The sequence below is a fragment of the Streptomyces sp. NPDC048825 genome (assembly GCF_043198355.1).
GTDB lineage: Bacteria > Actinomycetota > Actinomycetes > Streptomycetales > Streptomycetaceae > Streptomyces > Streptomyces xiangluensis.
Genome location: NZ_JBICUR010000014.1, coordinates 134,210 through 158,950, shown reverse-complemented (window position 1 = coordinate 158,950; position 24,741 = coordinate 134,210). Strand labels below are relative to the sequence as shown.

Here is a 24,741-nt window from a genome sequence, read left to right as displayed (position 1 = left end):
GCGGACCGAATTACGGTGTGCCGGATGGATGAACCGCTCGGACCGGCCGTGGCGGGGGCGGCTGTGCGGGAGACGAAGTGGATGGTGGGGCTGTCGCTCCGGCCAGCGGCGGCGACTCCAACCGGCCACGTTCGACGGTCTGGACGAGCGCGCCGACCACCCTTGCCAGGAGCGTCCGGCCGAGCGCGGCCGACGCCTCCGAGGGACGGCCCGTCACGCCGTTACGGGTGACGTGTCCGGCGGGGTGGCTGAAGACCAGGTCCGCGGTGCGGTCGGGGTCGTCGGCACCGCTCGCTGCCTCCTGGTCCACGAGGTGCGGGGCGAGTACGTACATCAGCGAGGTCTCGGCCCGGTTTCCGTGCCAGTCCGCCGCATCGGCACTGACCTCCGCGGCCACGGTCGGATCGGTCGTCCACCATTCGCGCAGCCCGATGTACAGGTCCGGTCGACTGCAACGGATGTCGTCGATGGCCACTCGCAGTACCGCGGTGTTGCCCACGTGGCCGTTGACCAGGAGGATTCGCCGGATCCCGGAATGACTCGCCCACTCGGCGTAGGCCTCGACGATCGCGCGCAGCGTGTCCGGGGTGAGTGACAGCGTTCCCGGAAACTGCGTGCCGTGCCACCTGCTGACTCCGATGCTGATGGCGGGCAGCACGAGCGCGCCGGTGGCCGCGCTCACCCGGTCGCAGATGGCCTGCGCGATGATCGTGTCGGTTGCGGTCGGCAGATGGGGCCCGTGCTGCTCGGTCGCGCCGACCGGTATCAACGCGACATGGTCGGGGTCCGCAGCGAGCAGGTCGCCGATGGCCGGACCTGTCAGGTTCTCCCACGATGTCACGGCGTCCATGGCGTCGTCCGATGTCTCCATTGGCCCGGCGCCGTCAGAAGAACTTCAGGTAGCGGTCGCGTTCCCACTGGGATATGTGGGCGTGATACTCCTCCCACTCCCGAAGCTTCTCCTGGACGAATGCCGCATGCATCTGAGGGCCCATCACCTCCTGGCACAGTGGGTCCTCCTGAAAGGCCTCCATGGCTTCCAGCAGGTTGCGCGGAAGCGAGGAGATGCCGCGTGCCGACAGTTCCGTCTCGGACAGCAGGTACAGGTTGTCCGTGTTGGGCAGGCCGGGGTCGAGTTCCTCCCGGATGCCCTCCAGCCCGGCTGCGAGTACCAGGGCGGTGGCCAGATACGGATTCATCGCCGCGTCCGCGGCCCGGCACTCGACCCTCCCGCCGCCCATGGGGATCCGCAGCATGTTCGTACGGTTGTTGTCGCCGTAGGCGGCGAACACCGGGGCCCAGGTGAATCCGGACAGACTGCCCGACTTGACCAGGCGCTTGTAGCTGTTGACGGTGGGAGCGATCACGGCGCTGATGCTTCTGGCATGGCGAAGGACGCCGGCGATGAACTGGTATCCGAGCGTGGAGAGTCCGCAGCCGCGAGGATCGGCGGGTTCCTCGAAGAGGTTCGTTCCCTCTCCGTCTGCCAGCGACATGTTCATGTGGGCGCCGCTGCCGGTCTGATTGGCGAACGGCTTCGGCATGAACGTCCCGTAGACACCGTGGCGGCGCGTGATCTCGCCCAGCATGAGCTTGAAGAAGGTGAGGCGATCGGCCATGCCGAGTGCGTCGGTGTAGGCGAAGTCGATCTCGAACTGGCCGTTGCCGTCCTCGTGATCGAAGGAGTACACGCCCCAGCCGAGGGCGTTCATGGCGGTGACGAGTTCGTCGACGACCGGGAAGGACCGCAACAGGGTTCGCAGGTCATAGCAGGGCTTGGCAAGGGAATCGGACTCCTCGATGGGTTCCGGACCGTTCTCGCCGTCTCGCAGGATGAAGAACTCGGTCTCTATTCCCAGGTTGCACACGAAGCCGAGTTCGGCGGCCCGCGCCTGTGACCGCTTCAGGATCTGGCGGCTGCACGCCTCGAACGTCGCGCCGTTCAACCACAGATCGCTCGGGAACCATGTGATGTCCTGCTGCCAAGGCACGGCGATACCGCGCGCCAGGTCGGGCACCGCAGCGACCTCGTCGTCGTTGACCTCCTGAGGCACCCCGTCAAGCGCTGCCCCGGTGAAGAGTTCGGAGCCGGACGCGGCACCGTCCAGATGGCCGAGCGGGACGACCTTCGCCTTCGGCTTCCCGTGCATGTCCACGAAGCTGATGGCGGCGTATCGGACGCCCGCCCCGGCCAGCTCCGAGCGCACTGTGCTGACGTCAACCGGCTGATCGCCGTACGCCAAGGGTTGGCGCTTGGTGGTGAGAGTGATGTCCACGTCTGCCTGATGCCCTTCGGTAGCGGGTCACGGGTCGCAGCTGTGCACGGTGACCTGCGGGGGGGAGAGGAGGAATCCGAAATGGCCGATCGTTCATCTCGTGGCCGGAAACGTACGGACAGGCGGTTTCCGGTGAGTTTCTGTGGCGTATCGATTTTCCGCTGAGTCGGCAGCCGTCGGCAGCGGACATGGGTGCCAGGGCAGGGCACACCGTCATGAGTGCGGTTCTGCGCACTTCTGGGCGTGTTGGGCAAACAGTGCTGAGAAGACGCGACCGCCTCGCAGGGCCGCGGCGTCGCGCTCCCTGTGACAGGTGGCTCCTGTAACCCCTGCCTGCTGTCAGGCTTCGGCGCGGCGGCCGTCCGGCGGAGGGGAGTCCTCGTACCGTGCCGCCTGCTGCTGAATGGTCCGGACTTCACCAGGTTGCGCAAGCAGCGACCGGATTGATGTCACGGCGACGAAGTCCGCATAGTCGACGGCGCTGTAGTCCCCGTAGCGGAAGGGGATCTCCGAGTCGAGACGGTGCTGGGCGCGATGCCGAAAGCGCTTCTGCATGCCTTCGTCGAAAGTCAGCAGACCGAGTGCGGTGAGCTCTACATCGACGGGCAGCAACTGCCCCTGTGCGACACCGTCCTCGATGAATGCCACCACCCACCGCACGAGGCGATCGTAGTCACGCCAGAAGCCGGCGAAGTCGTCGGGCTGCTTCGCAGCGAGCTGTTCGATCTCGTTGAAATCCACCGGGGACAGACAGAGCTGCAGCGTGTCGTATCGCACCAGGCGGTACAGCTTGAGCGCCGGAGAGTCCGGGACGGATTGCAGGCGGTCGATGAAGTCGAGAGACACCCGGTTGACGGCGAGAGTGGCCTGAAGGACCTGCTCCTTGCGCGGGAACCAGTAGTAGAGCGACTGCTGCTTCAGCCCCGCTGCCCGCGCGATCGCCGTCATGGTCGTTCCGGAGTACCCCTTCTCGGCGAACAACCGCGCCGCGACGGCGACGATCACATCGCGGGGCGGAGCGTCCGGCGACGGACCGGAGGTTCGTGGCCGCCCGACGCGGCGTCCACCACCGGCCGCCGCACCTGCCCCGTCGTCACTCTCCGGCTTCAATTACGCCTCTCCCAGCAGGTCGGTCCGCGACACACCAGCGCACCGAGATCACGTACAGCTCGGGTCGGAGGCGGAGCTCCGGAGGAGGACATCTGTGCTGTCCCCGGCTCCGACGGTGATCTCAACGCCCCTACGTCCGGCATAGTACCTGTGCGGTGTGAAGCTCACGTTTCGGTGCCTGATGTCGGCCTTTGAGGGACTGAGGGGGCGCGGCTCGCAGTTGTGGGGGCACGTGGCCGGCAGATCCGTAACCCTGCGTTGCCGTGAGCGCAACATCCAGGCTGTTTGCTCTCTGACGCCTGCCGACCGCGGCTCGCGGGGCTTCACGCGCGCATCCTCACCGCCCCCGCCGCGCGGCCGGGCACTGTGTACGCCGTGCCCGCCCCCGCACCCCCCGCACGTCCGGTCCCCGCCCCGGCATTGGTGCCCCGCATGACAGGAGGACCCATGCCCGAGTACCGCCCCGCCGCCGACGCCCTGGTCGGCGTGTGGCAGCGTGCACTGCTCGTCCGGCCGGACGGAACCCGCGACGCGGAGACCAACGTCACCTGGGTCCAGGGATCCTCGCTCTACGGCGACCTGCGCCAGCCCCCGGGGTATCCCCGCCACCGCGGGGTGCTGGGTCTGCACCACCTGGGTCAGGATCACCTTCTCTCGCTCGCCGCCCAGGAGGCGTTCGCCGGCGAGTTGCAGTACGGCGACGGCTTGTTCACCTGGCATCGCGAGATCGACTTCCAACCCCCCGGCCCTTTTCCCGACGTGGGGAGTCTCAACACGGCGGACGGCGCCCTTGTGGATCGAGCGAGTCCGCACCCGGCCGACGGCGTCATCGTCGAGGAGGGGCGGTACGTGGCCTACCGTGAGCACTGGCAGGCGGAGGAACGAGACCGCACCGACACCGCGGCCGCCCGGCTGCACGGACGGCTCGATGGCCTGGCCGGAATACTCGTCCGGGTGGGTTCGTGGTTCCTGTACGCCCGCGACCGCCGCGAGCCTTTGACCGGCACCGAGAGCCTTGCGGACCGAGTACTCGGAGCCGCCTCGCTCGCCAGGGCGCGAGAGCTGCTCGACTGTGAGGTCTCGCTGGGCCGGGTGGCGGACGGGCGTTGGCAGGTCCTGCGCTCCACGCTGCCGCATCGCGAGGGGCGCCCCTTTCCGATGCTGCCCACCACGGACGGAAAGGACTGTCTGTGTGTGCAGGACGTCGACGCCGGCGGCACTGTCGTCCCACTGGTCTGGGAGATCGCCGCTTGTGAGGGGCCGGGGTCTCTCCTCGCGGCGAGAGGGCCGTGCTAGAGAACACACCGACGACGGTCGCAGCCCTCTTTCTCCTGCCGCAGTCGAGGACACCCCGGGCCGGAGTACTTCGAGCACCGCACTTACGGCGCGAACCGGCAGTTCGGGCGGCCCCTCACGGTCAGAGGGACAGAAGCGCTTCGCCTTCCCGCCGGAGTTTGGGCAGGACGTGCTCAGGGCAGCCGGCCACCCGCAGGGCCGCGTCGGCTGTGGCGGCAGCGAAGGTGACGACGTCACGGTGCGGCGCCTCACGGCGGATGAGGATGACGCCCTCGATGAGACCGAAGACCAGGTCGGCGCGGATCTCCAGCTCCTCGGGCGGGAGTTCGGCGCCGGGGCCGGTCGCCGCGAGCAACCGCCCGTAGGCGGCCTTGAGCTCGCAGCGCAAGGCCCGGAAGTCCGCGAAGCGCTCGGCGCCCACCTCCGGGAGGAAGTAGAGGGCACCGAGGTTGTGCGGGCCGCCGCACAGGAGGGCGACGTCCGCGCGGCACAGCGCCCACAGACGGACCTCGCCGGGCCCTTCGTCGGGGGCGGCGAGCATGCGGGCGACGTCGAGGGACGGCCGGACGGTGGCTTCCAGCAACTCGGCGAGGAGGTCCTCCTTGCCGCCGAAGTGGTGGTACATGGACGCCTGCCGCATGCCGGCCCTTTCGGCCACCGCACGGGTGGTCGTCGCCGCGTAGCCAAGGGCGATGAAGAGTTCGGCTGCCGCTGCAAGAAGCTCATCGCGGGCGGAAAGCCCGCTGTCCGCCCGTTTGGCGGCGCGCGGCCGCCCGACACGCCCGTGTCCCGTGGTGGTCACCGAAGGATCGTCGCACACGCGCCGAGGCGCCGAGCCGCGGTGAGGGGTGTGGAACGGTCGGGCGATCGGCCCGAAGCCGCCATACGGGATGGACTGCAGCAGACCCGGTCCGAACTCGGACCAGCCGACCAGCAACAGCGGTCCGACCGCGCCAAAGGACGCCATGCCCATCTGGCCGGCGAGCGGCGGATCTGTCACGTTCAGCGCCACGGTCATCACGCTGGAGAAAACCAGCAGCCGAGTCCGCCGCGCCAGAGCGCAGGCGTAGTGGTCGTGTCGGTCCTCGGACGCGCACAGTACGTCCCCTGGTGTCGGCCGACTCTCGGCCGGCACCGTCGCGTTGCTTGGGTCTGCGTCACTCGCAGCCCGAGCTGCTGCCTCAGAAGTTCTCCACCAACAGGGTCGCCAGCCACAGCAGTATCGCCAGCGTGGCGAGCAGGCCGATCGCCTGGACGACCCAGCGAGGAATCCTGTACATCGCGTCCATCCTCACCTCGGGTACTGCCTCCCTTCTACCCAGGTAGGCCACGTCGAACGTTCTGCCCAGGCAGGCCACGTCGAACGTGGACTGGAGGTACTCGGCGGAGGCCCAGTAGGTCGTCGCAGGCCGCCCCCTCAGCAGTCCGGCGACGGCGAGGACGAGGCTGCCATGAATTCCCCTGCCACGGCTGCGCAGGTCAGCCGGTGGCGTGCCGCCTGGCGCGCCGCTGGCGGGGCACGACCGGCTTGGCGGGGGTGGTGAGCGTGAGCTGGCGGACGAGCTGCTGGAAGGAGAGCAGGGCGGTGACCGGTGGAAGGGCCGCCACCGCCATCGCGATCGGCGCCTTGGGAGCGTGGGCGACGCACAGGCACATCGCGACGGCGGAGAAGAGCAGCACCACGGCCCAGGAGTGCGCGGCGCGGCGGCGGTGCAGCGCGGCCCTCAGAATGGACAACGAGGCCACCAGCCACGGCCCGTAGACCAGCAGCGGCCACCATGCGGCCAGCCCATGGGCCCCCGGGGCCGCCACCCGGCGCAGCGGGTCGTAGGCGACCAGCGCGCCCAGCACGCTCACCATGCCCACGATCACCGCGGTCAGCGCCGCGATGGACAGGCTCAGCACCTTCAGCCACGGCCTCTGGAACCAACGGGCGCACCGCACCAGCCTGTTGGGCCGCCGGCGGGCACCGCGCTTGCGCGGGATCGGGGGCGCCGTGGAGACGGGTGCGGCGGGGGCACCGGTCTGGAGCAGCCTGGTCAGGTCCTGGTCGAAGTCCCACTCGGTGTGCAGGCCTTCGGGGACCGTGGGGTCGAGCACGTCCGCTCCGAAGGAGCCCGACTGATATCCAGTGCTGTCCAACCCGTCCTCGGGCTGGGGCCAGTAACCGCTCATGCCGTCACCGTGCCCTGCGGGCTCATCGTCGCCATGCACTCCCCAACGAGGGGAAAATTAGCTGGATACGCCCAATTTAAAAGCAATGTACCCATATTGATGTGCTTAGTTACTCATCGGATCTCCGGCCCCGGTCGATGTGTGGTCGATCTCTCGTCCGAGGGGCAGATCACGAGGTCACGGCGTGCGAGGACCTTCGATGGGCAACCCCGAACGGACCTCCCGTATCGCCGCTCGTAAGGGGTGAGTCCAGAGTCGTACTAAGATTTCCGGCTTGTTACGGAGCTGGAGCCGGACAACCCCAGGCAGACCTGCGGGCCCGCCAGCGCCCCGGAGGTTTCCGGGAACGAGAGGCGAGGACGCGATGGCAGCCATACACGAGAGCAGTGCTCTCGGTGTGCTCGACGCAGAGATCCGCGAACAGTTCGGCGATACGGCACGTTTCTCCGCGGGTCCCGCGGCCTCTCCCCGCACCCTTGTCGACGTCTTCGAGGCCTCCGTCCGCTCGTATCCGGACGAGCTGGCTCTGGACGACGGGACCCGCCCTCTGACGTACCGGGCGCTGGCCGTCGAGGTCGATAACCTGCGGCAACGCCTGAGCACCGCCGGGGTCGGCCTCGGCGACCGGGTCGGCGTACGCGTCCCCTCCGGGACCAATGACCTGTACGTCGCCATCCTCGCCGTACTGGCCGCAGGCGCCGCCTATGTGCCCGTGGACGCCGAGGACCCCGACGAGCGCGCCGAGTTGGTGTTCGGCGAGGCTGGAGTGCGGGCAGTCGTCGGGGCCGGGCACGAGCTGACCGTCGGTGAGAAGAGCGAGACGCCCGCCGCGCGGCCCGGTACCGAGCACGACGCCTGGATCATCTTCACCTCCGGCTCGACCGGGAAGCCCAAGGGCGTCGCCGTCAGTCACCGCAGCGCCACCGCCTTCGTGGACGCCGAGGCCGGGCTGTTCCTCACCGAGGAGCCGATCGGGCCCGGCGACCGGGTCATGGCGGGGCTGTCCGTCGCCTTCGACGCCTCCTGCGAGGAGATGTGGCTGGCCTGGCGGTACGGGGCCTGTCTGGTACCCGTGCCGCGTTCCCAGGTGCGCAGCGGTGCCGATCTCGGGCCCTGGCTGGTGGAGCAGGAGATCACCGTGGTGTCCACGGTGCCGACGCTGGCCGCCCTGTGGGAGCCGGAGGCCCTCAACGACGTCCGGCTGCTGATCTTCGGCGGCGAGGCCTGCCCGCCCGAGCTCGTCCAGCGGCTCGTGACCGAGGGACGCGAGGTCTGGAACACGTACGGGCCGACCGAGGCCACCGTCGTCGCCTGCGCCTCGCTGATGAACGGCGAGGAGCCGATCCGGATCGGGCTGCCGCTGAACGGCTGGGAACTGGCTGTCGTCGACGAGGCCGGGGAGCCGGTGCCGATGGGCGGCAGCGGTGAGCTGGTGATCGGCGGGGTGGGCCTTGCCCGCTATCTCGACCCGGAGAAGGACGCGGAGAAGTACGCCCCGCTGGAGTCGTTGGGCTGGAAGCGTGCGTACCGCAGCGGTGACCTGGTCAAGGCCGAGCCGGAGGGGCTGGTCTTCCTCGGGCGGGCCGACGAACAGATCAAGCTCGGCGGGCGGCGGATCGAGCTGGGCGAGGTGGACGCCGCGCTGCAGGCCCTCCCGGGTGTCCAGGGCGCGGCTGCCGCCGTTCGCAGCGCGCGCAGCGGCAACCAGCTACTCGTCGGCTATGTGGTGACGCAGGACGGCTGGGACCACGCGAGTGCCGTCAAGAAGCTGCGTGCCGAACTGCCCGCGGCCCTGGTGCCGTTGCTCGCGCCCGTCGACGAGCTGCCGACGCGTACGTCCGGCAAGGTCGACCGGAACGCGCTGCCGTGGCCGCTCGAAGGCCTGGAGACCGGTGGTCCCACCGAGCAGCTGTACGGCACCGAGGCCTGGCTCGCCGAGCAGTGGAGCGAGGTGCTCGGCATCCCGGTGGGCGGCGCGCGGGACGACTTCTTCGCGATCGGCGGAAGCAGCCTGGCCGCCGCCCAGCTCACCACCAGGCTGCGTACCCGCTACCCCAGCGCCGCCGTGGTCGACCTCTATCAGCACCCCGTGCTGCGCAAGCTGGCCCGGCATCTGGAGAAGTCCGCGCAGGGCGACGGTGCCGCCCGCGAGATCGCGCCGGTGCCGCTGCGGGCCAAGGTCGTTCAACTGCTTCTGCTCATCCCTCTGTTCACGATCCTCGGGCTGCGCTGGACGGTGGCGCTGGCCGCGCTCGCCAACGTCCTGCACTGGTTCGGCGCGTACCCCTGGGCCCCTCAGACTTCGTGGTGGGCCGTCGCCGCCGGAGCGGCGCTGTTCTTCAGTCCGCCCGGGCGCCTCGCGATCGCCGCGGGCGGCGCCCGGCTGCTCCTGCGCGGAGTGAAGCCCGGCCGGTATCCCCGCGGCGGGAGCGTGCATCTGCGGCTGTGGACGGCGGAGCGGCTCGCCGAGTTCAGCGGTGCGACCGCGCTGACCGGATCCTGGCTGGAGCGGTACGCGCGGGCGCTCGGCGCCAAGATCGGCCCCGATGTGGATCTGCACGCGCTGCCGCCGGTGACCGGCATGCTCAAGCTCGGCCGCGGTGCCGCCGTCGAGTCCGAGGTGGACCTGTCCGGGCACTGGCTGGACGGCGACCGCCTGGAGATCGGCACCGTCAAGGTGGGCGCCGGCGCGGTGGTCGGCACCCGCGGCATGCTCTTCCCGGGCGCCCGCGTCGGCAAGCGGGCCGAGGTGGCCCCCGGTTCCGCCGTCTCGGGGCACATCCCCACCGGTCAGCGCTGGGCGGGCGCTCCCGCCGTCAAGCTCGGCAAGGCGAAGCGGGACTGGCCCAAGGAGCGCCCGCAGAAGGGGACGTACTGGCGCGTCATGTACGGCGCGACCGGATTCGCCCTGAACGCCCTGCCGCTGGTCGCGGGCCTTGCCGCTCTCCTCGTGGCGAGCCTCTTCGTCTCACCGGACGCCGGGCTCGGCGGGGCACTGCGGGGCGCCGCGCTCGCGCTCGTGCCGGCGACGCTGACCTTCGGCTTCGCATACGCGCTGCTCCTGCTGATCTCCGTACGGCTGCTCAGTCTGCGCCTGCGTCCGGGCACGCATCCCACGCACAGCAGGATCGGCTGGCAGGCCTGGACGGTCACGCAGCTGATGGACCGCTCCCGCGAGACGCTGTTCCCGCTGTACGCCGGGCTGGTCACGCCGGTGTGGCTGCGGCTGCTCGGGATGAAGATCGGGCGGGGCGCCGAAGTGTCCACCGTCCTCGCGCTGCCCAGCCTCACGACCGTCGGCGAGGGCGCGTTCCTCGCCGACGACACACTGACCGCTCCGTACGAGCTCGGGGGCGGCTGGATGCGGATCGGGCGGGCGGAGATCGGCCGCCGCGCCTTCCTCGGCAACTCCGGGATGACCGCGCCGGGCCGCTCGGTGCCGGACGGCGGCCTGGTCGGCGTCCTTTCCGCGACGCCGAAGAAGGCGAAGAAGGGCAGCTCGTATCTGGGGCTGCCCCCGGTGAAGCTGCCGCGGGCGACGAGTGACGGCGATCAGAGCCGTACGTACGACCCGCCCGCCCGGCTGCTGTGGGCGCGCGCGCTCGTCGAACTGTGCCGGATCGTCCCGGTGTTCTGCTCGGCCGCGCTGGCCGTGCTGACGGTGGCCGCGCTGAGCGTGCTGGGGGCATGGGCCTGGGCTCTCGCCGGTGTGGTGCTGCTGGCTGCCGGTGCAGTTGCCGCGGTGCTGTCGATCGTCGCGAAGTGGCTGCTCGTGGGCCGGCACCGGACCGGTGAGCACCCGCTGTGGAGCGGCTTCGTGTGGCGCAACGAGCTGGCCGACACCTTCGTCGAGGTGGTGGCCGTGCCGTGGCTGGCCGGTTCCGTGCCCGGTACGCCGGTGATGTCGCTGTGGCTGCGCGGGCTCGGCGCCCGGATCGGCAAGGGCGTGTGGGTGGAGAGCTACTGGCTGCCCGAGACGGACCTGGTGACCCTTGAGGACGCCGCCACCGTGAACCGCGGCTGCGTCCTGCAGACCCACCTCTTCCACGACCGGATCTTGCGGACGGATACTGTGGTCCTCCGTGAGGGCGCCACCCTGGGCCCGGGCGGAATCGTTCTGCCCGGCAGCACCGTCGGGGCGCGCAGCACACTGGGACCCGCATCCCTCGTCATGGCGGCGGAATCCGTTCCCGACGACACCCGTTGGCTGGGCAACCCGATCGAAGCATGGCGTTCCTAGGCGCGGCCCGTACGGCGCCCGGGGCGGGGGCACCGGCATGTCGTACGAGCACAGGGCAGGGAGCGGACACAGCAGTGGTTCAGCGGACAGTGGGAGCGGACCCGTACTTCCCGGCGAACGGGGACGTCCGCTACCGGGTGCACCGGTACGAACTCGCCCTGGACTACCGACCCGGCCCCAACCGGCTGTCCGGCACCGCCCGGCTCAACGCCATAGCCGGCCGGGCACCGCTCGCCGAGTTCCTGCTGAACCTCGCCGACTTCAAGGTGGGCCGGGTCCGGGTCGACGGCCGGGCGCCTCACTACACGCACCGCGGCGGCCGGCTCCGCATCCGCCCGGCGAAGCCGATCCGGGCCGGGGCCGCCTTCACGGTGGAGGTGCACTGGTCGGGCAATCCCAAGCCGGTACGCAGCCCCTGGGGCGGGCTCGGCTGGGAGGAGCTGGAGGACGGGGCGCTGGTGGCCAGCCAGCCGGTCGGGGCGCCGTCCTGGTACCCGTGCAACGACCGGCCCGCCGACAAGGCCTCGTACCAGCTGTCGATCACCACGCCGTCCGCGTACTCGGTCGTGGCGGGCGGCCGGCTGCTGACCCGGACGACCAAGGCCTCGACGACCACCTGGGTCTACGAGCAGTCGGCGCCCACCTCCAGCTACCTGGTCGGGCTGTCCATCGGCAAGTACCAGACGGTGCTGCTCGGCGACCCCGGCCTCGGCGGTGTGCCGCAGGCCGGGCACATCCCGGCTCATCTGCTCACCCCGTTCTCCCGGGACTTCGCACGGCAGCCCGCGATGATGGAGCTGTTCGAGGAGGTCTTCGGCCCGTATCCGTTCGGTGAGTACGCGGTCGTCGTCACCGAGGAGGAACTGGACGTCCCCGTGGAGGCGCAGGGGTTGTCCCTGTTCGGCGCCAACCACGTGGACGGGGCACGGGGTTCGGAGCGTCTTGTCGCGCACGAGCTGGCCCACCAGTGGTTCGGCAACAGTGTGAGCATCGCCGACTGGCGGCACATCTGGCTGAACGAAGGGTTCGCGAAGTACGCGGAGTGGCTCTGGTCGGAGCGGTCGGGCGGGCGCAGTGCGCAGGCGCTGGCCGCTTTGGCGCACCGGAAGCTGGCCTCTCTGCCGCAGGATCTTCAACTGGCGGACCCGGGGCGCAAGTTGATGTTCGACGACCGGCTTTACGAGCGGGGCGGGCTGGTGCTGCATGCGGTGCGCTGCGCGCTGGGTGACGAGGCGTTCTTCCGGATGCTGCGCGCGTGGGCGGCGCTGCATCGGGGCGGTGCGGTGACGACGGAGGCGTTCACGCGGCACGTTGCGCGGTATGCGTCCGATTCGCTGGACGATCTGTTCTCCGCCTGGCTGCACGAGACGGCGCTGCCGCCGCTGCCGTCCGCCTCCGGCGTGGCGATTCCGGCTCGGCCGCCTTATCCGCCCACTACGTGAGCGCACCGGTTGCCTCCGGCGGTTGGACGGTTGGGTTCGTTGTCGACCGCGGGTTCGTTGTGGCTGGTCGCGCAGTTCCCCGCGCCCCTTGGGTTCGTGGTGGGTCGGGGCCGTGGGCCGGTGCGTCAGCCCGTCGCCAACAGGGCATACGGCCCTTTGCTGATACAGGGCGCGGGTGGGCCGAGACAGAACCTACGCGACGGGCATACGACGCACCGGCCCACGTCCCCTCCCGCCGGTGGGAGGGAGCCGGTTTCGTCGTGGCTGGTGAACATGATGGCTGACGGTTCCGGGAGCGCCCCGTCAGGGGCGCGGGGAACTACGCGACAAGCCACGACGCACCCGCAGCCGCGACATGACTGTCACCCCCCACGCCCTGGCGGGGGCCTGGGGGCGCAGCCCCCAGTTTCGGGAAGGGGCGGGGCTGGGGTGAGGTCCCGCCGGACGATCGGCGGGGTCGCGGCACAATGGGGCCATGTCCCGACGTGGTTCTCGGCAGCGGGCGCGTGCTCGTGCGGCGGATGCCGGTGCGTGCCCCTGCGGCCTTGGCGAGGCGTACGAGGAGTGTTGTGGTCGCTTCCACTCGGGGGCTCAGGGTGCGGCGACCGCCGAGGTGCTGATGCGGTCGCGGTACTGCGCGTTCGTGCGACGCGACGAGGCGTATCTGCTGCGGACCTGGCATCCGCGGACCCGGCCGGCGCGCGTGGAGTTCGACCCTGGGATGCGGTGGACCGGGCTGGAGATTCTCGGTACGGGTGAGGGGTCGGCGTTCCACAGCACCGGGACCGTGACCTTCCGGGCCTCGTACGCCGGTGGCTCGCTGCACGAGCGGAGCCGGTTCGAGCGGGTCGACGGGGCGTGGGTGTACGTCGACGGGGAGTTCCTCGAATAGGCGGGCTCAGGGCGCCAGTATGTCCAGCTCCTGGAGGGCGCCCACCGCGATCTCGCGGGTCAACTCCTCCGCGCGGGCCGCGTCGCGCTCCCGTACCGCCTCGGCGAGCTTGACGTGCAGGGTGACGGCGGCCGGGTCGGGATCCCAGAACATGACCTCGTGGTGGGTGCGGCCCGTCAGGACCTCTGCGACGACGTCGCCGAGACGGGCGAACATCTCGTTGCGGGACGCGTTGAGGATGACCCGGTGGAAGGCGATGTCGTGGAAGAGGTACTTCTCGAGCTGGTGGCCGCGTGAGGTGGCGACCATGCCCAGGGCGCACTCGGTGAGTTCCGCGCACTCTTCGGCCGTGGCGTGCTGGGCGGCCAGGCCGGCGGCGACCGGTTCGACGGCGGAGCGCAGCACGGTGAGCGAGCGCAGCTGGCGCGGGCGGTCGGCGCCCGCGAGACGCCACCGGATGACCTGCGGATCGTAGACGTTCCACTCGGAGGTGGGGAGCACCGTCACGCCGACCCGGCGACGGGACTCGACCAGGTGCATCGACTCCAGGACCCGTACGGCCTCCCGCATAACCGACCGCGACACCTCGAAGCGCTGCGCCAGTTCGTCGGTGCGCAGCACGCTGCCTGGCGGGTACTCACCCGCGGTGATGGCAGGACCGAGGCTCTCCAGTACATGGCCGTGCAGCCCCCGGCCCGGTGTGCTCATGGGGTTCAGCCTACGAGGCGGCCCACGCGGAGAAAAAGTCAGACTTTTATGCCGCCAGCTCTTGAATTCGTATGACCAATGGGTTTCAGTGTCGTGCACGGATGCGGCACCCGACATCGAACCTCGATGTCCACCCGTCGATGTCGACTGCTCGATGTCAGCCATCCGATGACGAAGAAGAAGACAGCGAGAACACGATGAATCAACCGCGGTTCCCCCATGTCGTCGTGGTCATGGGCGTCGCAGGCACCGGCAAGACCACCGTCGGGCCCCCCATCGCCGACCGGCTCGGCGTGCCGTACGCCGAGGGCGACGACTTCCACCCCGAGGCCAACATCGCCAAGATGTCGGCCGGTACGCCGCTCACCGACGAGGACCGCCGGCCCTGGCTGGACGCCATCGGCCGGTGGGCGCACGAGCGGGCCGGTCTCGGCGGGGTGGTCAGCTGCTCGGCGCTGAAACGGAGTTACCGCGACCGCCTGCGGGCCTCCGCGCCCGGCGTCGTCTTCGTCCACCTCACAGGTGACCGCAAGCTCATCGAGGACCGGATGGCGCACCGCAAGGGGCATTTCATGCCGACGGCGCTGCTGGACTCCCAGTTCGCCACGCTTCAGCCGCTCGAGGCGGACGAGGCGGGTGTCGCCGTGGACGTCGCCGGCAGTCCGGAGGAGATCGCCGAGCGGGCTGTGACCGCTCTGCAGGGCCTCGACCGGTAACTCCCTCGCCCAGTAACGCTCCGGGAACTCCTCCCAGCAGTAACTCCCCCTCCCCCCAAGCCACTCAAGGAATAGCACCGTGACCAGTCTCAGCGTCGAGATGCTGGCAGCGGACCCCGAGCCGATCACCTCGGCGGGTCATGCGCAGCTGGGCATCGCCGTTCTGGCGGGCATCGCCGTCATCGTCCTGCTCATCACCAAGTTCAAGCTGCACGCATTTCTCGCGCTGACCATCGGGACGCTGGCGCTGGGCGCCATCGCCGGGGCGCCGCTCGACAAGGCCATCGAGAGCTTCAGCGCCGGCCTCGGCTCGACCGTCGCCGGCGTCGGTGTCCTCATCGCCCTCGGTGCCATCCTCGGCAAGCTGCTCGCGGACTCCGGCGGCGCGGACCAGATAGTCGACACGATCCTCGCGAAGGCGGGAGGGCGTTCGATGCCGTGGGCGATGGTGCTGATCGCCTCGGTGATCGGGCTGCCGCTGTTCTTCGAGGTCGGCATCGTGCTGCTGATTCCGGTCGTCCTGATGGTGGCGAAGCGCGGCAACTACTCGCTGATGCGGATCGGCATCCCGGCTCTCGCGGGTCTGTCCGTGATGCACGGTCTGATCCCGCCGCACCCCGGCCCGCTGGTCGCGATCGACACGGTCAAGGCGGACCTCGGTGTCACCCTCGCACTCGGCCTGCTCGTCGCCATACCGACCGTGGTCATCGCGGGCCCGATGTTCTCGAAGTACGCGGCCCGCTGGGTGGACGTCCCCGCCCCCGAGAAGATGATCCCCCAGCGCACCTCCGACGACCTGGAGAAGCGTCCCGGCTTCGGCGTCACCATCGCCACCGTGCTGCTGCCGGTCGTGCTGATGCTGGCCAAGGCGCTGGTGGACATCGTCATCGACGATCCCGAGAACACGGTGCAGCGCGTCTTCGACGTGATCGGCTCCCCGCTGATCGCGTTGCTCGCGGCCGTGATCGTCGGCATCTTCACCCTTGGCCGGGCGGCCGGCTTCACCAAGGACCGGATATCCACGACGGTCGAGAAGTCCCTCGGCCCGATCGCGGGCATCCTGCTCATTGTCGGCGCGGGTGGCGGTTTCAAGCAGACGCTGATCGACTCCGGTGTGGGTCAGATGATCCTGGACATCTCGGAGGACTGGTCGATACCCGCCCTGCTCCTCGCCTGGCTGATCGCGGTGGCGATTCGGCTGGCGACCGGGTCCGCCACCGTCGCCACGATCTCGGCCGCCGGACTTGTCGCGCCGCTTGCGGCCGACATGTCGACTGCGCACGCGTCTTTGCTGGTGCTGGCCATCGGGGCGGGTTCGCTGTTCTTCAGCCATGTGAACGATGCCGGGTTCTGGCTGGTGAAGGAGTACTTCGGCCTCGACGTCGGCCAGACGATCAAAACGTGGTCAGTGATGGAGACCATCATCTCGGTGGTCGCCGGGGGTGTGGTGCTGCTGCTGTCGCTGGTTATTTAGCGGGGTTCGACACCTCGGGTGGGGGAGGGTTTTCTTTCCCCAATCCCGCCCCTTCCCGAAACTGGGGCTGCGCCCCAGGCCCCCGCCAAGGGGTGGGGGGTGACACGTCGTGTCGCGGCTCCGGGTGCGTCGTGGCTGGTCGCGCAGTTCCCCGCGCCCCTAAAAGCAACAGCCTGCGACTTTCCTGGCCCCGGGAAAGCCCGGCCTGCGACGGGCTGACGCACCGGACCGCGGCCCCGCACCGAAGTGCGAAACCCACTACGGGCGCCAAAGCGAATGCTCCCGCTTCGCCCACTCCCCGCTCACCGACCCCGTCCGCATCCCCCGCCGCGCCTCCGGATCCGCCAGTGCCATGCCGATGTGGCCGGCCAGGACGATGCCGATCGTCAGGGCCAGCCAGTCGTGGACGAACGTCGCGCTCGTGCGCCAGACGAGCGGCGTGAGGTGCGTGAACCACATCATCAGCCCCGTACCGAGCATCACCAGCGTCGCCCCGGCGATCCACGCCGCGTACGTCTTCTGACCCGCGTTGAACTTGCCGGCCGGACGCGAGGCGGCGCGGGCGTCACGCCGCAGAGCCGACCGCAGCCACACGCGGTCATGCGCCCCGAACCGGTTCAGCAACCGCAGGTCCGCGCGGAACGCACGGGACGCGAGCCCCACCAGCACCGGAACCGGCAGCAACAGTCCGGACCACTCATGCACCACGACCACCAGCGCACGGCGACCGACCAGTTCCGCCAGCTGAGGCACGTACAGGCAGGCGGCAGTCACCACGCACAGCCCCATCAGCACAGCCGTCACACGGTGCACCCACCGCTCACCCCGACTGAACCGCCGCACCCGCCCGGAGACGGCAGAGCCGGCGGGCTCGTCGGAGCGAGCCGACTCAGCCGCCGACGGAGTCTCAGGTGACTTCATCGTCACGTCCGTTCGAGCGTCCCACCCACGCGTCCACGTCGTAACCGCGCTTCTCCCAGTAGCCAGGACGGACGTCCGACGTGAGGGTGATGCCGGAGAGCCACTTCGCGGACTTGTAGAAGTACATGGGGGCGACATAAAGGCGGACGGGGCCGCCGTGGGAGTGGGACAGGTCCTTGTCCTGCATACGGAGGGCTACGAGGACGTCGTCACGGCGGGCCTGGGACAGCGTCAGGCTCTCCGAGTACGCACCGTCGAAACACGTGAAGCGCACCGCTCCGGCCGAGGACCGCACCCCGGCCGCGTCCAGCAACTGCGACAGCCGTACGCCTTCGAAGGGCGTGTCCGGCACCCGCCAGCCCGTGACGCACTGGACGTCGCGGACCATCCGGGTCTGCGGCAGGGCGCGCAGCTCGTCGAGCGTGTACGTGGTGGGACGGTCCACCAGCCCGTCGATGGTGAGGCGGTAGTCGTTCTCGCCCTTCTTCGGGACGGACGAGGTGACCGAGTAGTAGCGGAAGCCGCCGCCGTTGGGCAGGAGGCCGGTCAGTCCGGTGGGGTCCTTGTCGGCGGCGCCGCCGAGGAAGGACTCGAGGCCGCGCTGGAGCGTGGGCGCGGCGGCCACGCCCAGCGCGCCGAGTCCGAGCGTGCCGAGCAGGAGCCGCCGCCCTATGGGGGTGCCGCCCGGCTCTGGTTCCGATGCCATCGGTTGTTCCGAGTTCACCCATTGATTCGAGCACCCCCGGCCCCCGGAAAGCCAGGGATCAGGGGTGCCCGTCAGTAATCCGTAACCACTGGCCTCAGGAGCCGGACTCCGCCGCCTTGTCCAGCTGGAAGGCCTCGTTCCCGAGCCCGATGCGGGCGTGCGCCGCGGGGTTGCGGGCGCGCATCAGCAGGCCCTGGAGGAGGCCGAGGACAGCGGCCAGCACGATGATGCCCGGCAGCACCCAGGCCAGCGCGGAACCGGGGCCCGCGCCTACGAGTACGTCGAAGTCCGTGACGGTGTAGAACGCGATGACCAGGAGCGCGATGCCCGCGACCGCGGATGCGGCCAGCCGCCAGGCCTGCGCACCGGCGGCGCCGCGGCGGACGAAGAACACGATGACCGAGAGCGAAGCCGTCGCCATGAGCAGGATGACGCCGAGCGCTCCGATGTTGCCGAACCAGGTGAACAGCTGCAGCACGGGCGCGGTCGGGTCACCGGTCGGCTTGTCGTCGGCCACCGCGAAGCCGGCCACGACGACCACGGCGACGACGGTCTGCAGGAGCGAGCCCGTGCCGGGGGCACCGCTCGTGCCCGCCGTGCGGCCGAAGGTGGCGGGCAGCAGCCCCTCCCGGCCCATGGCGAAGGCGTACCGCGCGACGACGTTGTGGAAGCTGAGCAGTGCCGCGAACATGCCGGTCACGAACAGGACATGGAGGACATCCGTGAACGTCCCGCCGAGCCGCGACTCGGTGAGGAAGAACAGCAGCCCGGCACTCTGCTCCTGCGCGGTGCCCACAATCGCTTTGGGTCCGGCGGCGACGGTCAGCGCCCAGGAACTGAACGCGAAGAAGACGGCGACGAAGCCGATCGCAAGGAACATCGCGCGAGGAACCAGGATCTGCGGACGGCTGGTCTCCTCGGCGTACACCGGCGCCTGCTCGAATCCGGTGAAGGCCGCGATGCAGAAGCACAGCGCCGTGCCGAGGCCCACCCCGGTGAGCGTGTCGGGGTTGAAGGCGTGCAGCGACAGACCCTCCCCGGCGGGATCGGCGACGGCCGCGACGTCGAAGATCACGACGAGCGCCACCTCGATGAGCAGCAGTACGCCGAGCACGAGCGCGTTCACGTCGATCTTCAGCCAGCCGAGCACGCCGACGACCAGCGCGGCTGCCAACGCCGGTATCCACCAGGCGACTTCGACTTCGAGATAGGTGGCGAACAGCCCGGACACCTCGAAGCCGAAGATGCCGTAGATGCCGACCTGGAGCGCGCTGTAGGCGGCGAGCGCGACAAGTGCGGCGCCCGCGCCCGCGGTGCCGCCGAGGCCGCGGGCGACGTATGCGTAGAAGGCGCCGGCGTTGTGGACGTGGCGGCTCATCTCCGCGTATCCGACGCTGAAGAGAACGAGCACCACTCCGAGGATGACGAAGAGCAGCGGCTGGCCGACGATGCCCATCACCGCGAATGCCGTGGGCATGACACCCGCGACCACCATGAGCGGGGCGGTGGCCGCGAGAATGGACAGAAGCAGGCCCGCCGTGCCGAGCCGGTCGGCGCGCAGCGCGCGCTCCTGCCCCTTGAAGGTGCTGATACCACTGCCGTCGGCTGCCGGTCTGCTCGCGCTCGAGGTGCTCGAGGGGTTCGAACTGCCCGTCGTCATCGCGGGATTGTCCTTTCGAATATCAAGTTCGGATATCAAGTGCGGTCGTTTACAGGTCGCTTGTTATTGGTCGCTTGTCACTGGTTTTCACGCCGCGCCGAGCACGCTGCCGCGTGCGGCACGGAAGGCGGTGTACGGATCTCGGTCGGGGTACGCCCACGGGGCAGGGGTCGCGTGCGGTCCGATGCGGTGGAACAGGGCGGCGGCCTCGGCGCCCCGGCCCTCGCAGAACTTGGCGTGGGCAAGGAAGTTGAGGTCGACGTTGCTGCGCGGATGGTCGTCGCGCTCCCATTCGAGCCACCAGTCGAAGGCGGCCTTCATCACCTGGCGGGCCCGGCGGCCGACCCAGTGCCCGGAGGCCACCGGGTCGGCGGGCTCCCAGCCGGCGGCGGCCAGCACGCGATAGCGCTCGGCGTGCGCGACAACCGGCAGGATCGCCAACGGAGAGTCGGCGGGCGCCTGTTCCGCGGACCAGCCGGCGAAGTCGTACACCTCGTGCAGCGGATCCTGGCCCACTCCCGGCCGGCGCTCGGCGAGCCGGGCGGTCATCAGGTGGTGGGCGTGGTGGTGGTCGGGGTGGCGGTGGCGTACCTCGTCGAAGAGCCGGACCACGTCCTCGTCGCTGCCCAGGGTGCGCTCCAGCATCAGCAGGCCGAGCCAGGGCGTAGGGTCGGCGGGCGCGAGCGCCACCGCGCTGTGGCAGGCCTTGCGCGCCCGGTCCGGCTTCTCCTTGCCGTTCAGGGCGCGTTGCACGGAGGCGACGGCGAGCAGCACGGCGGCGTCGGCGGACTCGGGTTCGGCGAGCAGCCAGTCGCGGGCCCAGGCCTGCGTACTGGACTCCTGCGCGAGCACGGTGACGCGATGCGCGCGGCGGTCCCAGTCGTCGCCGGTCGCCACGAGCAGCCCGCGTACGGCTGTCCATCGGCCCTGCATCAACGCGGCCCGGGCTGTGATGAGTTCGGTGTCACCGAGAGCACTGTCGAAGGCATGGGCCGCGCGCTTGCGGCCGCGGCCGAGGGGTGGGGGTGGGGGTGGGGACACCGCTCGACTTCCTCACACGGCGGTCACATGCGCGACTGATCACGCACAGCCAACCTCCACCCAACGCTTACGTCAAGCCTGACAGGTTACTTATTTGTGTCGAAGCCTCCGGAAGGGGGCATCAGGGGCCCGGAGTTGGGCGCCCGGGCCTCACCTCACCCCTCAACTCGCCCCTCAGTTCACCGCCTTCGCCGCCGCGCGGCCCGCCGTCCGGCCCGAGAACAGGCAGCCCCCGAGGAACGTGCCCTCCAGGGACCGGTATCCGTGCACTCCTCCGCCGCCGAACCCGGCCGCCTCCCCCGCCGCGTACACGCCGGGCAGCGGATCCCCGCCCTCCGTCAGCACACGTGAGGAGAGGTCCGTCTCCAGGCCGCCGAGGGTCTTGCGGGTGAGGATGTTGAGGCGTACGGCGATCAGCGGTCCGGCCTTGGGATCGAGGATGCGGTGCGGGGAGGCCGTACGGATCAGCTTGTCCCCGAGGAACTTCCGGGCCCCTCGGATCGCCGTCACCTGGAGGTCCTTGGTGAACGGATTCGCGATCTCCCGGTCACGCGCGGTGATCTCGCGGCGCAGGACGGTCTCGTCGACGAGCGGCTCCTTCGTGAGCGCGTTCATGCCGCGGACGAGCGCGCTCAGGTCCTTCTCGACGACGAAGTCGACTCCGTTGTCCATGAAGGCCTTCACCGGACCGGGTACGTCAGCCCGCGCCCGCACGAAGACGTCCCTGACGGACTTCCCGGTCAGATCAGGATTCTGCTCCGAACCCGAGAGCGCGAACTCCTTGCCGATGATCCGCTGGTTGAGCACGAACCACGTGTAGTCGTGCCCGCTCTTCATGATGTGCTCCAGCGTGCCGAGCGTGTCGAAGCCCGGGAAGAGCGGCACGGGCAGTCGCTTGCCCCGCGCGTCCAGCCACAACGACGACGGGCCGGGCAGGATGCGGATGCCGTGGTTGTCCCAGATGGGGTTCCAGTTCTGGATGCCCTCGGTGTAGTGCCACATGCGGTCGCGGTTGATGAGGCGCGCGCCCGCGTCCTCGGTGATGGCGAGCATCTTGCCGTCGACGTGCGCGGGCACGCCGGAGATCATCCGCTCCGGTGGACTGCCCAGCCGCTCCGGCCAGTTGGCGCGTACGAGATCGTGATTGCCGCCGATACCCCCCGAGGTGACGATCACCGCCTGCGCCCGCAACTCGAAGGCACCGGTGACCGTGCGGCTGCTCTCCTGGCCCCGCTCGATGGCCGAGGGCTCGAGAACCTCCCCGGTGACCGTGTCCACCGTTCCCGCGCTTCGCGACAGTCCCGTCACCCGGTGCCGGAACTTCAGCTGGACGAGCCCGCCGGCCACCCCTGCCCGCACCCGCCGCTCGAAGGGCTCGACGAGCCCCGGCCCGGTCCCCCACGTGATGTGGAAGCGCGGCACGGAGTTGCCGTGCCCGTTCGCGTCGTAGCCGCCGCGCTCGGCCCAGCCCACGACCGGGAAGAACCGTACGCCCTGGCCATGCAGCCAGGACCGCTTCTCACCAGCCGCGAAGTCGACGTACGCCTCGGCCCACTTCCGCGGCCAGTGGTCCTCGGGACGGTCGAAGGCAGCGGTGCCCATCCAGTCCTGGAGCGCCAGCGCATGGCTGTCCTTGATCCGCATACGACGCTGTTCAGGCGAGTTCACGAAGAACAGTCCGCCGAACGACCAGTGCGCCTGACCGCCGATCGACTGCTCCGGCTCCTGGTCGAGAAGGATCACCTTGCGGCCCGCGTCGACGAGCTCCGCGGTCGCCGCCAGGCCGGCGAGGCCGGCCCCGATCACGATCACATCTGCGTCGTACGCCATCAGCAGGCCCTCCTCGGCTTGTTACTAGTCGGTCAGATCTTTGGGCAAGCGCGTGACCGCGTCAACCTGTTGCCTCCGGCGGTTGGGCGGGTGGGTTCGTTGGGGGTCAGGGCCGTGGGCAAGTTCAGGATTCGTCGGGGCGCAGGCTTTTCTTCAGGGGCGCGGGGCTGTGACGTATGCGGCTCCGCCGCGATGGGGGTCCCCCGCTCGACCTAAGCCGAGAGTGGGGGAGCGACCAGCCACGACGCACGCGCAGCCGCCCCAAGAGCCGAGGCCCCACCCCCCGCAGGTTCCCCGAACACATATAGGGTCCCAACGTGATCGAATTCGTGCGGAACGTCCGGGTGTGGTTCGCACCCGAGCGAATCAGAGAGGACGGCGGCACGCCGGACTACCGGTTCTCGCTCGCCAACGAGCGCACGTTCCTGGCATGGCTGCGCACCGCCCTCGCCCTGATCGGCGGAGGCTTCGCAGTGGATCAGTTCCTGCCGGATCTCCGATGGGGCTGGCGCGTAGGCCTGGCACTCGGACTGCTCGCCGCAGGCGTCCTGTGCTCGCTGCGCGCGGTGAACCACTGGGTCCGCTGCGAGCGCGCGATGCGCAGGGGCGAGGACCTGCCCGTATCCCGCTTTCCGGCCCTGCTGAGCATCGTGATCGCGATCGTCGCCGTCGCGATGGTCGCGGTCGTGCTCTTCGGCTGGGAAGGCTGACAGCGACGTGACCGCCCCCGACCGGGACCACCGGGACACCCGGGACCCCGGCCTGCAACCGGAACGCACGCGGCTGGCATGGCGCCGTACGACCCTCGCCGGCACCGTCGTCGCCGTACTGGCCGCCAGAACCGCCCTCCAAAGCGGCCCGACAGCCGCGAGGGTCCTCACCTGCGCCCTGTGCGCAGCACTCTGGCTGGGCTTCCTCACCGTCGCCCATCACCGCATCCGCGCCCTGACGACGACCGAGCGGAGCGGCCCCGCGGCGCTCACCCCGAAGCACGCGACCGCCGCCGCCCTGTACACCGTGGCCCTGGCCGTCTGTGCGGCGGCGCTCGTCCTGTGAACAGCCGGGGAGCAGACCCGTTCGCGTACATTCGCCCAGGCCGGGTAGCCAACAGACCCCGTGCGATCGAGACCCACGAGAGACCGATCACGTTTCGCCGCCGCACTGGACGACATACCGACCGGTCGGCATCATGATGAGAACCCCATACACCGGCGTACGGAGGAACACGATGAGCCCAGACCACCCGCCAGGTCTTGATCTTGACCGACTGCGCGGCCTGCTCGATGCCGAGCGGCCCGGTCTGGTCCACGGCCCGCTGACGGGCCGGCTGATCGAGGGCGGACGGTCGAACCTCACGTACGCCGTGACCGACGGCAGCGCGAAGTGGGTCGTCCGACGGCCTCCGCTGGGCCATGTGCTGGCCACCGCACACGATATGAAGCGCGAGCACCGGGTGATCAGCGCGCTGCACCCGACGGACGTGCCGGTGCCGCGTCCGGTGCTGCTGTGCGAGGACGAGGAGGTGCTGGGCGCACCGTTCTACGTCATGGACTTCGTGGAGGGCACGCCGTACCGGACGGCCGAGCAGCTCGCCCCGCTCGGCCCGGAGCGCACCCGCGACGCGGTGCTGAGCCTCGTCGACACGCTGGTCGAACTGCACGCGGTGGACCCCGCCGAGGCGGGACTGGCGGACTTCGGGCGCCCTGAGGGCTTCCTGGACCGGCAACTGCGGCGCTGGGGCAAGCAGTTGGACGCCTCCCGCAATCGGGAGCTGGCCGGGATCGACGAACTGCACGCCGCACTGGGGCGTGAGCTGCCGCACTCCCCCACGGCCACGGTCGTGCACGGCGACTACCGCCTGGACAACGTTCTGATCGGGGAAGGCGACCGGATCACCGCCATCCTCGACTGGGAGATGTCGACGCTCGGCGATCCGCTCACGGATCTCGGGCTGCTGGTGATGTACAGCAAGCCGCTCGGCGCGCCCGACTCTCCCGTGTCCACGACCGCCGAGGCCGCCGGGCATCCGGAACCCGCCGAACTGATCGAACGGTACGCCGCGCGCTCGGGGCGCGACGTGTCCGCCGTCGCCTGGTACACGGCGTTCGCCTGGTTCAAGCTCGCCGTGATCCTTGAAGGCATCCACTACCGCTACACGCTCGGCCAGACGGTCGGCGCGGGCTTCGACCGCATCGGCGAGCTGGTGCCCGTGTTCATCGAGCACGGCCTGACCACCCTTCAGGAAGGCTGACCA

General features: G+C 69.9%; 20 protein-coding genes. 9 read left to right on the top strand and 11 right to left on the bottom strand.

The window, feature by feature from the left end:
- Nucleotides 1-10: 10 nt before the first annotated feature.
- The 3 genes from ACGFNK_RS30680 to ACGFNK_RS30670 all read right to left on the bottom strand — a co-directional run bounded on the left by ACGFNK_RS30680 (nt 11) and on the right by ACGFNK_RS30670 (nt 3,281).
- Nucleotides 11-871, bottom strand: a complete 861-nt coding sequence (locus tag ACGFNK_RS30680) for a creatininase family protein (RefSeq protein WP_393421086.1) — start codon at nt 869-871, stop codon at nt 11-13.
- A 13-nt stretch (nt 872-884) separates the two neighbouring features.
- Complete coding sequence (glnT, locus tag ACGFNK_RS30675) at nt 885-2,276, bottom strand: type III glutamate--ammonia ligase (protein WP_386344417.1); 1,392 nt, start codon at nt 2,274-2,276, stop codon at nt 885-887.
- 339 nt (nt 2,277-2,615) lie between these two features.
- Entirely contained in the window at nt 2,616-3,281 is a 666-nt protein-coding gene (locus ACGFNK_RS30670; protein ID WP_393421271.1) for a TetR/AcrR family transcriptional regulator, read from the bottom strand.
- Nucleotides 3,282-3,833: 552 nt separating this feature from the next.
- On the opposite strand from ACGFNK_RS30670, the gene ACGFNK_RS30665 reads away from it, so the two are divergent.
- Complete coding sequence (locus tag ACGFNK_RS30665) at nt 3,834-4,682, top strand: hypothetical protein (protein ID WP_393421084.1); 849 nt, start codon at nt 3,834-3,836, stop codon at nt 4,680-4,682.
- A 121-nt stretch (nt 4,683-4,803) separates the two neighbouring features.
- Here ACGFNK_RS30665 and ACGFNK_RS30660 read toward each other — a convergent pair whose 3' ends face one another.
- Nucleotides 4,804-5,484 (bottom strand): TetR/AcrR family transcriptional regulator, encoded by a 681-nt coding sequence (locus ACGFNK_RS30660; protein ID WP_393421270.1) that lies wholly within the window; start codon nt 5,482-5,484, stop codon nt 4,804-4,806.
- Nucleotides 5,485-6,161: 677 nt separating this feature from the next.
- Nucleotides 6,162-6,857, bottom strand: coding sequence for a DUF2637 domain-containing protein (locus ACGFNK_RS30655; RefSeq protein ID WP_393421082.1), 696 nt, complete (start codon nt 6,855-6,857; stop codon nt 6,162-6,164).
- A 364-nt stretch (nt 6,858-7,221) separates the two neighbouring features.
- Between ACGFNK_RS30655 and ACGFNK_RS30650 the strand changes: the two genes are divergently transcribed.
- The 3 genes from ACGFNK_RS30650 to ACGFNK_RS30640 all read left to right on the top strand — a co-directional run bounded on the left by ACGFNK_RS30650 (nt 7,222) and on the right by ACGFNK_RS30640 (nt 13,431).
- Nucleotides 7,222-11,097 carry a Pls/PosA family non-ribosomal peptide synthetase gene (locus ACGFNK_RS30650; RefSeq protein ID WP_393421080.1) on the top strand — a complete coding sequence of 1,292 codons (3,876 nt, stop codon included), beginning with the start codon at nt 7,222-7,224 and terminating at the stop codon, nt 11,095-11,097.
- An 89-nt stretch (nt 11,098-11,186) separates the two neighbouring features.
- The gene (locus ACGFNK_RS30645; RefSeq protein WP_393421268.1) at nt 11,187-12,539 is read left to right on the top strand and encodes a M1 family metallopeptidase; all 1,353 of its coding nucleotides are present in this window, start codon (nt 11,187-11,189) and stop codon (nt 12,537-12,539) included.
- Nucleotides 12,540-13,014: 475 nt separating this feature from the next.
- A complete protein-coding gene (locus tag ACGFNK_RS30640; protein ID WP_393421078.1) occupies nt 13,015-13,431 on the top strand; it encodes a YchJ family protein in 417 nt (138 codons plus the stop codon).
- Between the two features lie 6 nt (nt 13,432-13,437).
- On the opposite strand, the gene ACGFNK_RS30635 is transcribed toward ACGFNK_RS30640, so the two are convergent.
- Entirely contained in the window at nt 13,438-14,139 is a 702-nt protein-coding gene (locus tag ACGFNK_RS30635) for a FadR/GntR family transcriptional regulator (RefSeq protein ID WP_393421076.1), read from the bottom strand.
- Between the two features lie 197 nt (nt 14,140-14,336).
- Between ACGFNK_RS30635 and ACGFNK_RS30630 the strand changes: the two genes are divergently transcribed.
- Nucleotides 14,337-14,855, top strand: coding sequence for a gluconokinase (locus ACGFNK_RS30630; protein ID WP_393421074.1), 519 nt, complete (start codon nt 14,337-14,339; stop codon nt 14,853-14,855).
- A gap of 79 nt (nt 14,856-14,934) precedes the next feature.
- Nucleotides 14,935-16,329, top strand: coding sequence for a GntP family permease (locus ACGFNK_RS30625; protein WP_393421072.1), 1,395 nt, complete (start codon nt 14,935-14,937; stop codon nt 16,327-16,329).
- Nucleotides 16,330-16,587: 258 nt separating this feature from the next.
- On the opposite strand, the gene ACGFNK_RS30620 is transcribed toward ACGFNK_RS30625, so the two are convergent.
- The 5 genes from ACGFNK_RS30620 to ACGFNK_RS30600 form a co-directional block, all read right to left on the bottom strand.
- Complete coding sequence (locus ACGFNK_RS30620) at nt 16,588-17,250, bottom strand: cytochrome b/b6 domain-containing protein (RefSeq protein ID WP_393421070.1); 663 nt, start codon at nt 17,248-17,250, stop codon at nt 16,588-16,590.
- Nucleotides 17,237-17,956, bottom strand: a complete 720-nt coding sequence (locus ACGFNK_RS30615; RefSeq protein WP_393421068.1) for a molybdopterin-dependent oxidoreductase — start codon at nt 17,954-17,956, stop codon at nt 17,237-17,239. Before ACGFNK_RS30615 ends, ACGFNK_RS30620 begins: the two co-directional genes overlap by 14 nt.
- Nucleotides 17,957-18,050: 94 nt before the next feature.
- Entirely contained in the window at nt 18,051-19,616 is a 1,566-nt protein-coding gene (locus ACGFNK_RS30610) for an APC family permease (RefSeq protein ID WP_393421066.1), read from the bottom strand.
- Between the two features lie 87 nt (nt 19,617-19,703).
- On the bottom strand, nt 19,704-20,657 hold the full coding sequence (locus tag ACGFNK_RS30605; protein WP_393421064.1) for a hypothetical protein: 954 nt from the start codon (nt 20,655-20,657) through the stop codon (nt 19,704-19,706).
- A gap of 174 nt (nt 20,658-20,831) precedes the next feature.
- The gene (locus ACGFNK_RS30600; RefSeq protein WP_393421062.1) at nt 20,832-22,487 is read right to left on the bottom strand and encodes an FAD-binding dehydrogenase; all 1,656 of its coding nucleotides are present in this window, start codon (nt 22,485-22,487) and stop codon (nt 20,832-20,834) included.
- A 317-nt stretch (nt 22,488-22,804) separates the two neighbouring features.
- Here ACGFNK_RS30600 and ACGFNK_RS30595 point away from each other — a divergent pair, with 317 nt between their 5' ends.
- The 3 genes from ACGFNK_RS30595 to ACGFNK_RS30585 all read left to right on the top strand — a co-directional run bounded on the left by ACGFNK_RS30595 (nt 22,805) and on the right by ACGFNK_RS30585 (nt 24,738).
- Nucleotides 22,805-23,197: a DUF202 domain-containing protein gene (locus tag ACGFNK_RS30595; RefSeq protein ID WP_344393427.1), complete on the top strand. Its 393-nt coding sequence runs from the start codon at nt 22,805-22,807 to the stop codon at nt 23,195-23,197.
- Between the two features lie 7 nt (nt 23,198-23,204).
- The gene (locus tag ACGFNK_RS30590; protein WP_386344343.1) at nt 23,205-23,543 is read left to right on the top strand and encodes a DUF202 domain-containing protein; all 339 of its coding nucleotides are present in this window, start codon (nt 23,205-23,207) and stop codon (nt 23,541-23,543) included.
- A 172-nt stretch (nt 23,544-23,715) separates the two neighbouring features.
- Nucleotides 23,716-24,738: a phosphotransferase family protein gene (locus ACGFNK_RS30585; protein ID WP_393421060.1), complete on the top strand. Its 1,023-nt coding sequence runs from the start codon at nt 23,716-23,718 to the stop codon at nt 24,736-24,738.
- The last annotated feature ends 3 nt before the right edge of the window (nt 24,739-24,741 follow it).

Coding starts and splice junctions, on each gene's coding strand:
- ACGFNK_RS30635 (WP_393421076.1), bottom strand. CDS start 14,139: ATGAGCACACCGGGCCGGGGGCTGCACGGCCATGTACTGGAGAGCCTC.
- ACGFNK_RS30585 (WP_393421060.1), top strand. CDS start 23,716: ATGAGCCCAGACCACCCGCCAGGTCTTGATCTTGACCGACTGCGCGGC.
- ACGFNK_RS30620 (WP_393421070.1), bottom strand. CDS start 17,250: ATGAAGTCACCTGAGACTCCGTCGGCGGCTGAGTCGGCTCGCTCCGAC.
- ACGFNK_RS30630 (WP_393421074.1), top strand. CDS start 14,337: ATGAATCAACCGCGGTTCCCCCATGTCGTCGTGGTCATGGGCGTCGCA.
- ACGFNK_RS30600 (WP_393421062.1), bottom strand. CDS start 22,487: ATGGCGTACGACGCAGATGTGATCGTGATCGGGGCCGGCCTCGCCGGC.
- ACGFNK_RS30680 (WP_393421086.1), bottom strand. CDS start 871: ATGGAGACATCGGACGACGCCATGGACGCCGTGACATCGTGGGAGAAC.
- ACGFNK_RS30615 (WP_393421068.1), bottom strand. CDS start 17,956: ATGGCATCGGAACCAGAGCCGGGCGGCACCCCCATAGGGCGGCGGCTC.
- ACGFNK_RS30610 (WP_393421066.1), bottom strand. CDS start 19,616: ATGACGACGGGCAGTTCGAACCCCTCGAGCACCTCGAGCGCGAGCAGA.
- ACGFNK_RS30665 (WP_393421084.1), top strand. CDS start 3,834: ATGCCCGAGTACCGCCCCGCCGCCGACGCCCTGGTCGGCGTGTGGCAG.
- ACGFNK_RS30650 (WP_393421080.1), top strand. CDS start 7,222: ATGGCAGCCATACACGAGAGCAGTGCTCTCGGTGTGCTCGACGCAGAG.
- ACGFNK_RS30640 (WP_393421078.1), top strand. CDS start 13,015: ATGTCCCGACGTGGTTCTCGGCAGCGGGCGCGTGCTCGTGCGGCGGAT.
- ACGFNK_RS30655 (WP_393421082.1), bottom strand. CDS start 6,857: ATGAGCGGTTACTGGCCCCAGCCCGAGGACGGGTTGGACAGCACTGGA.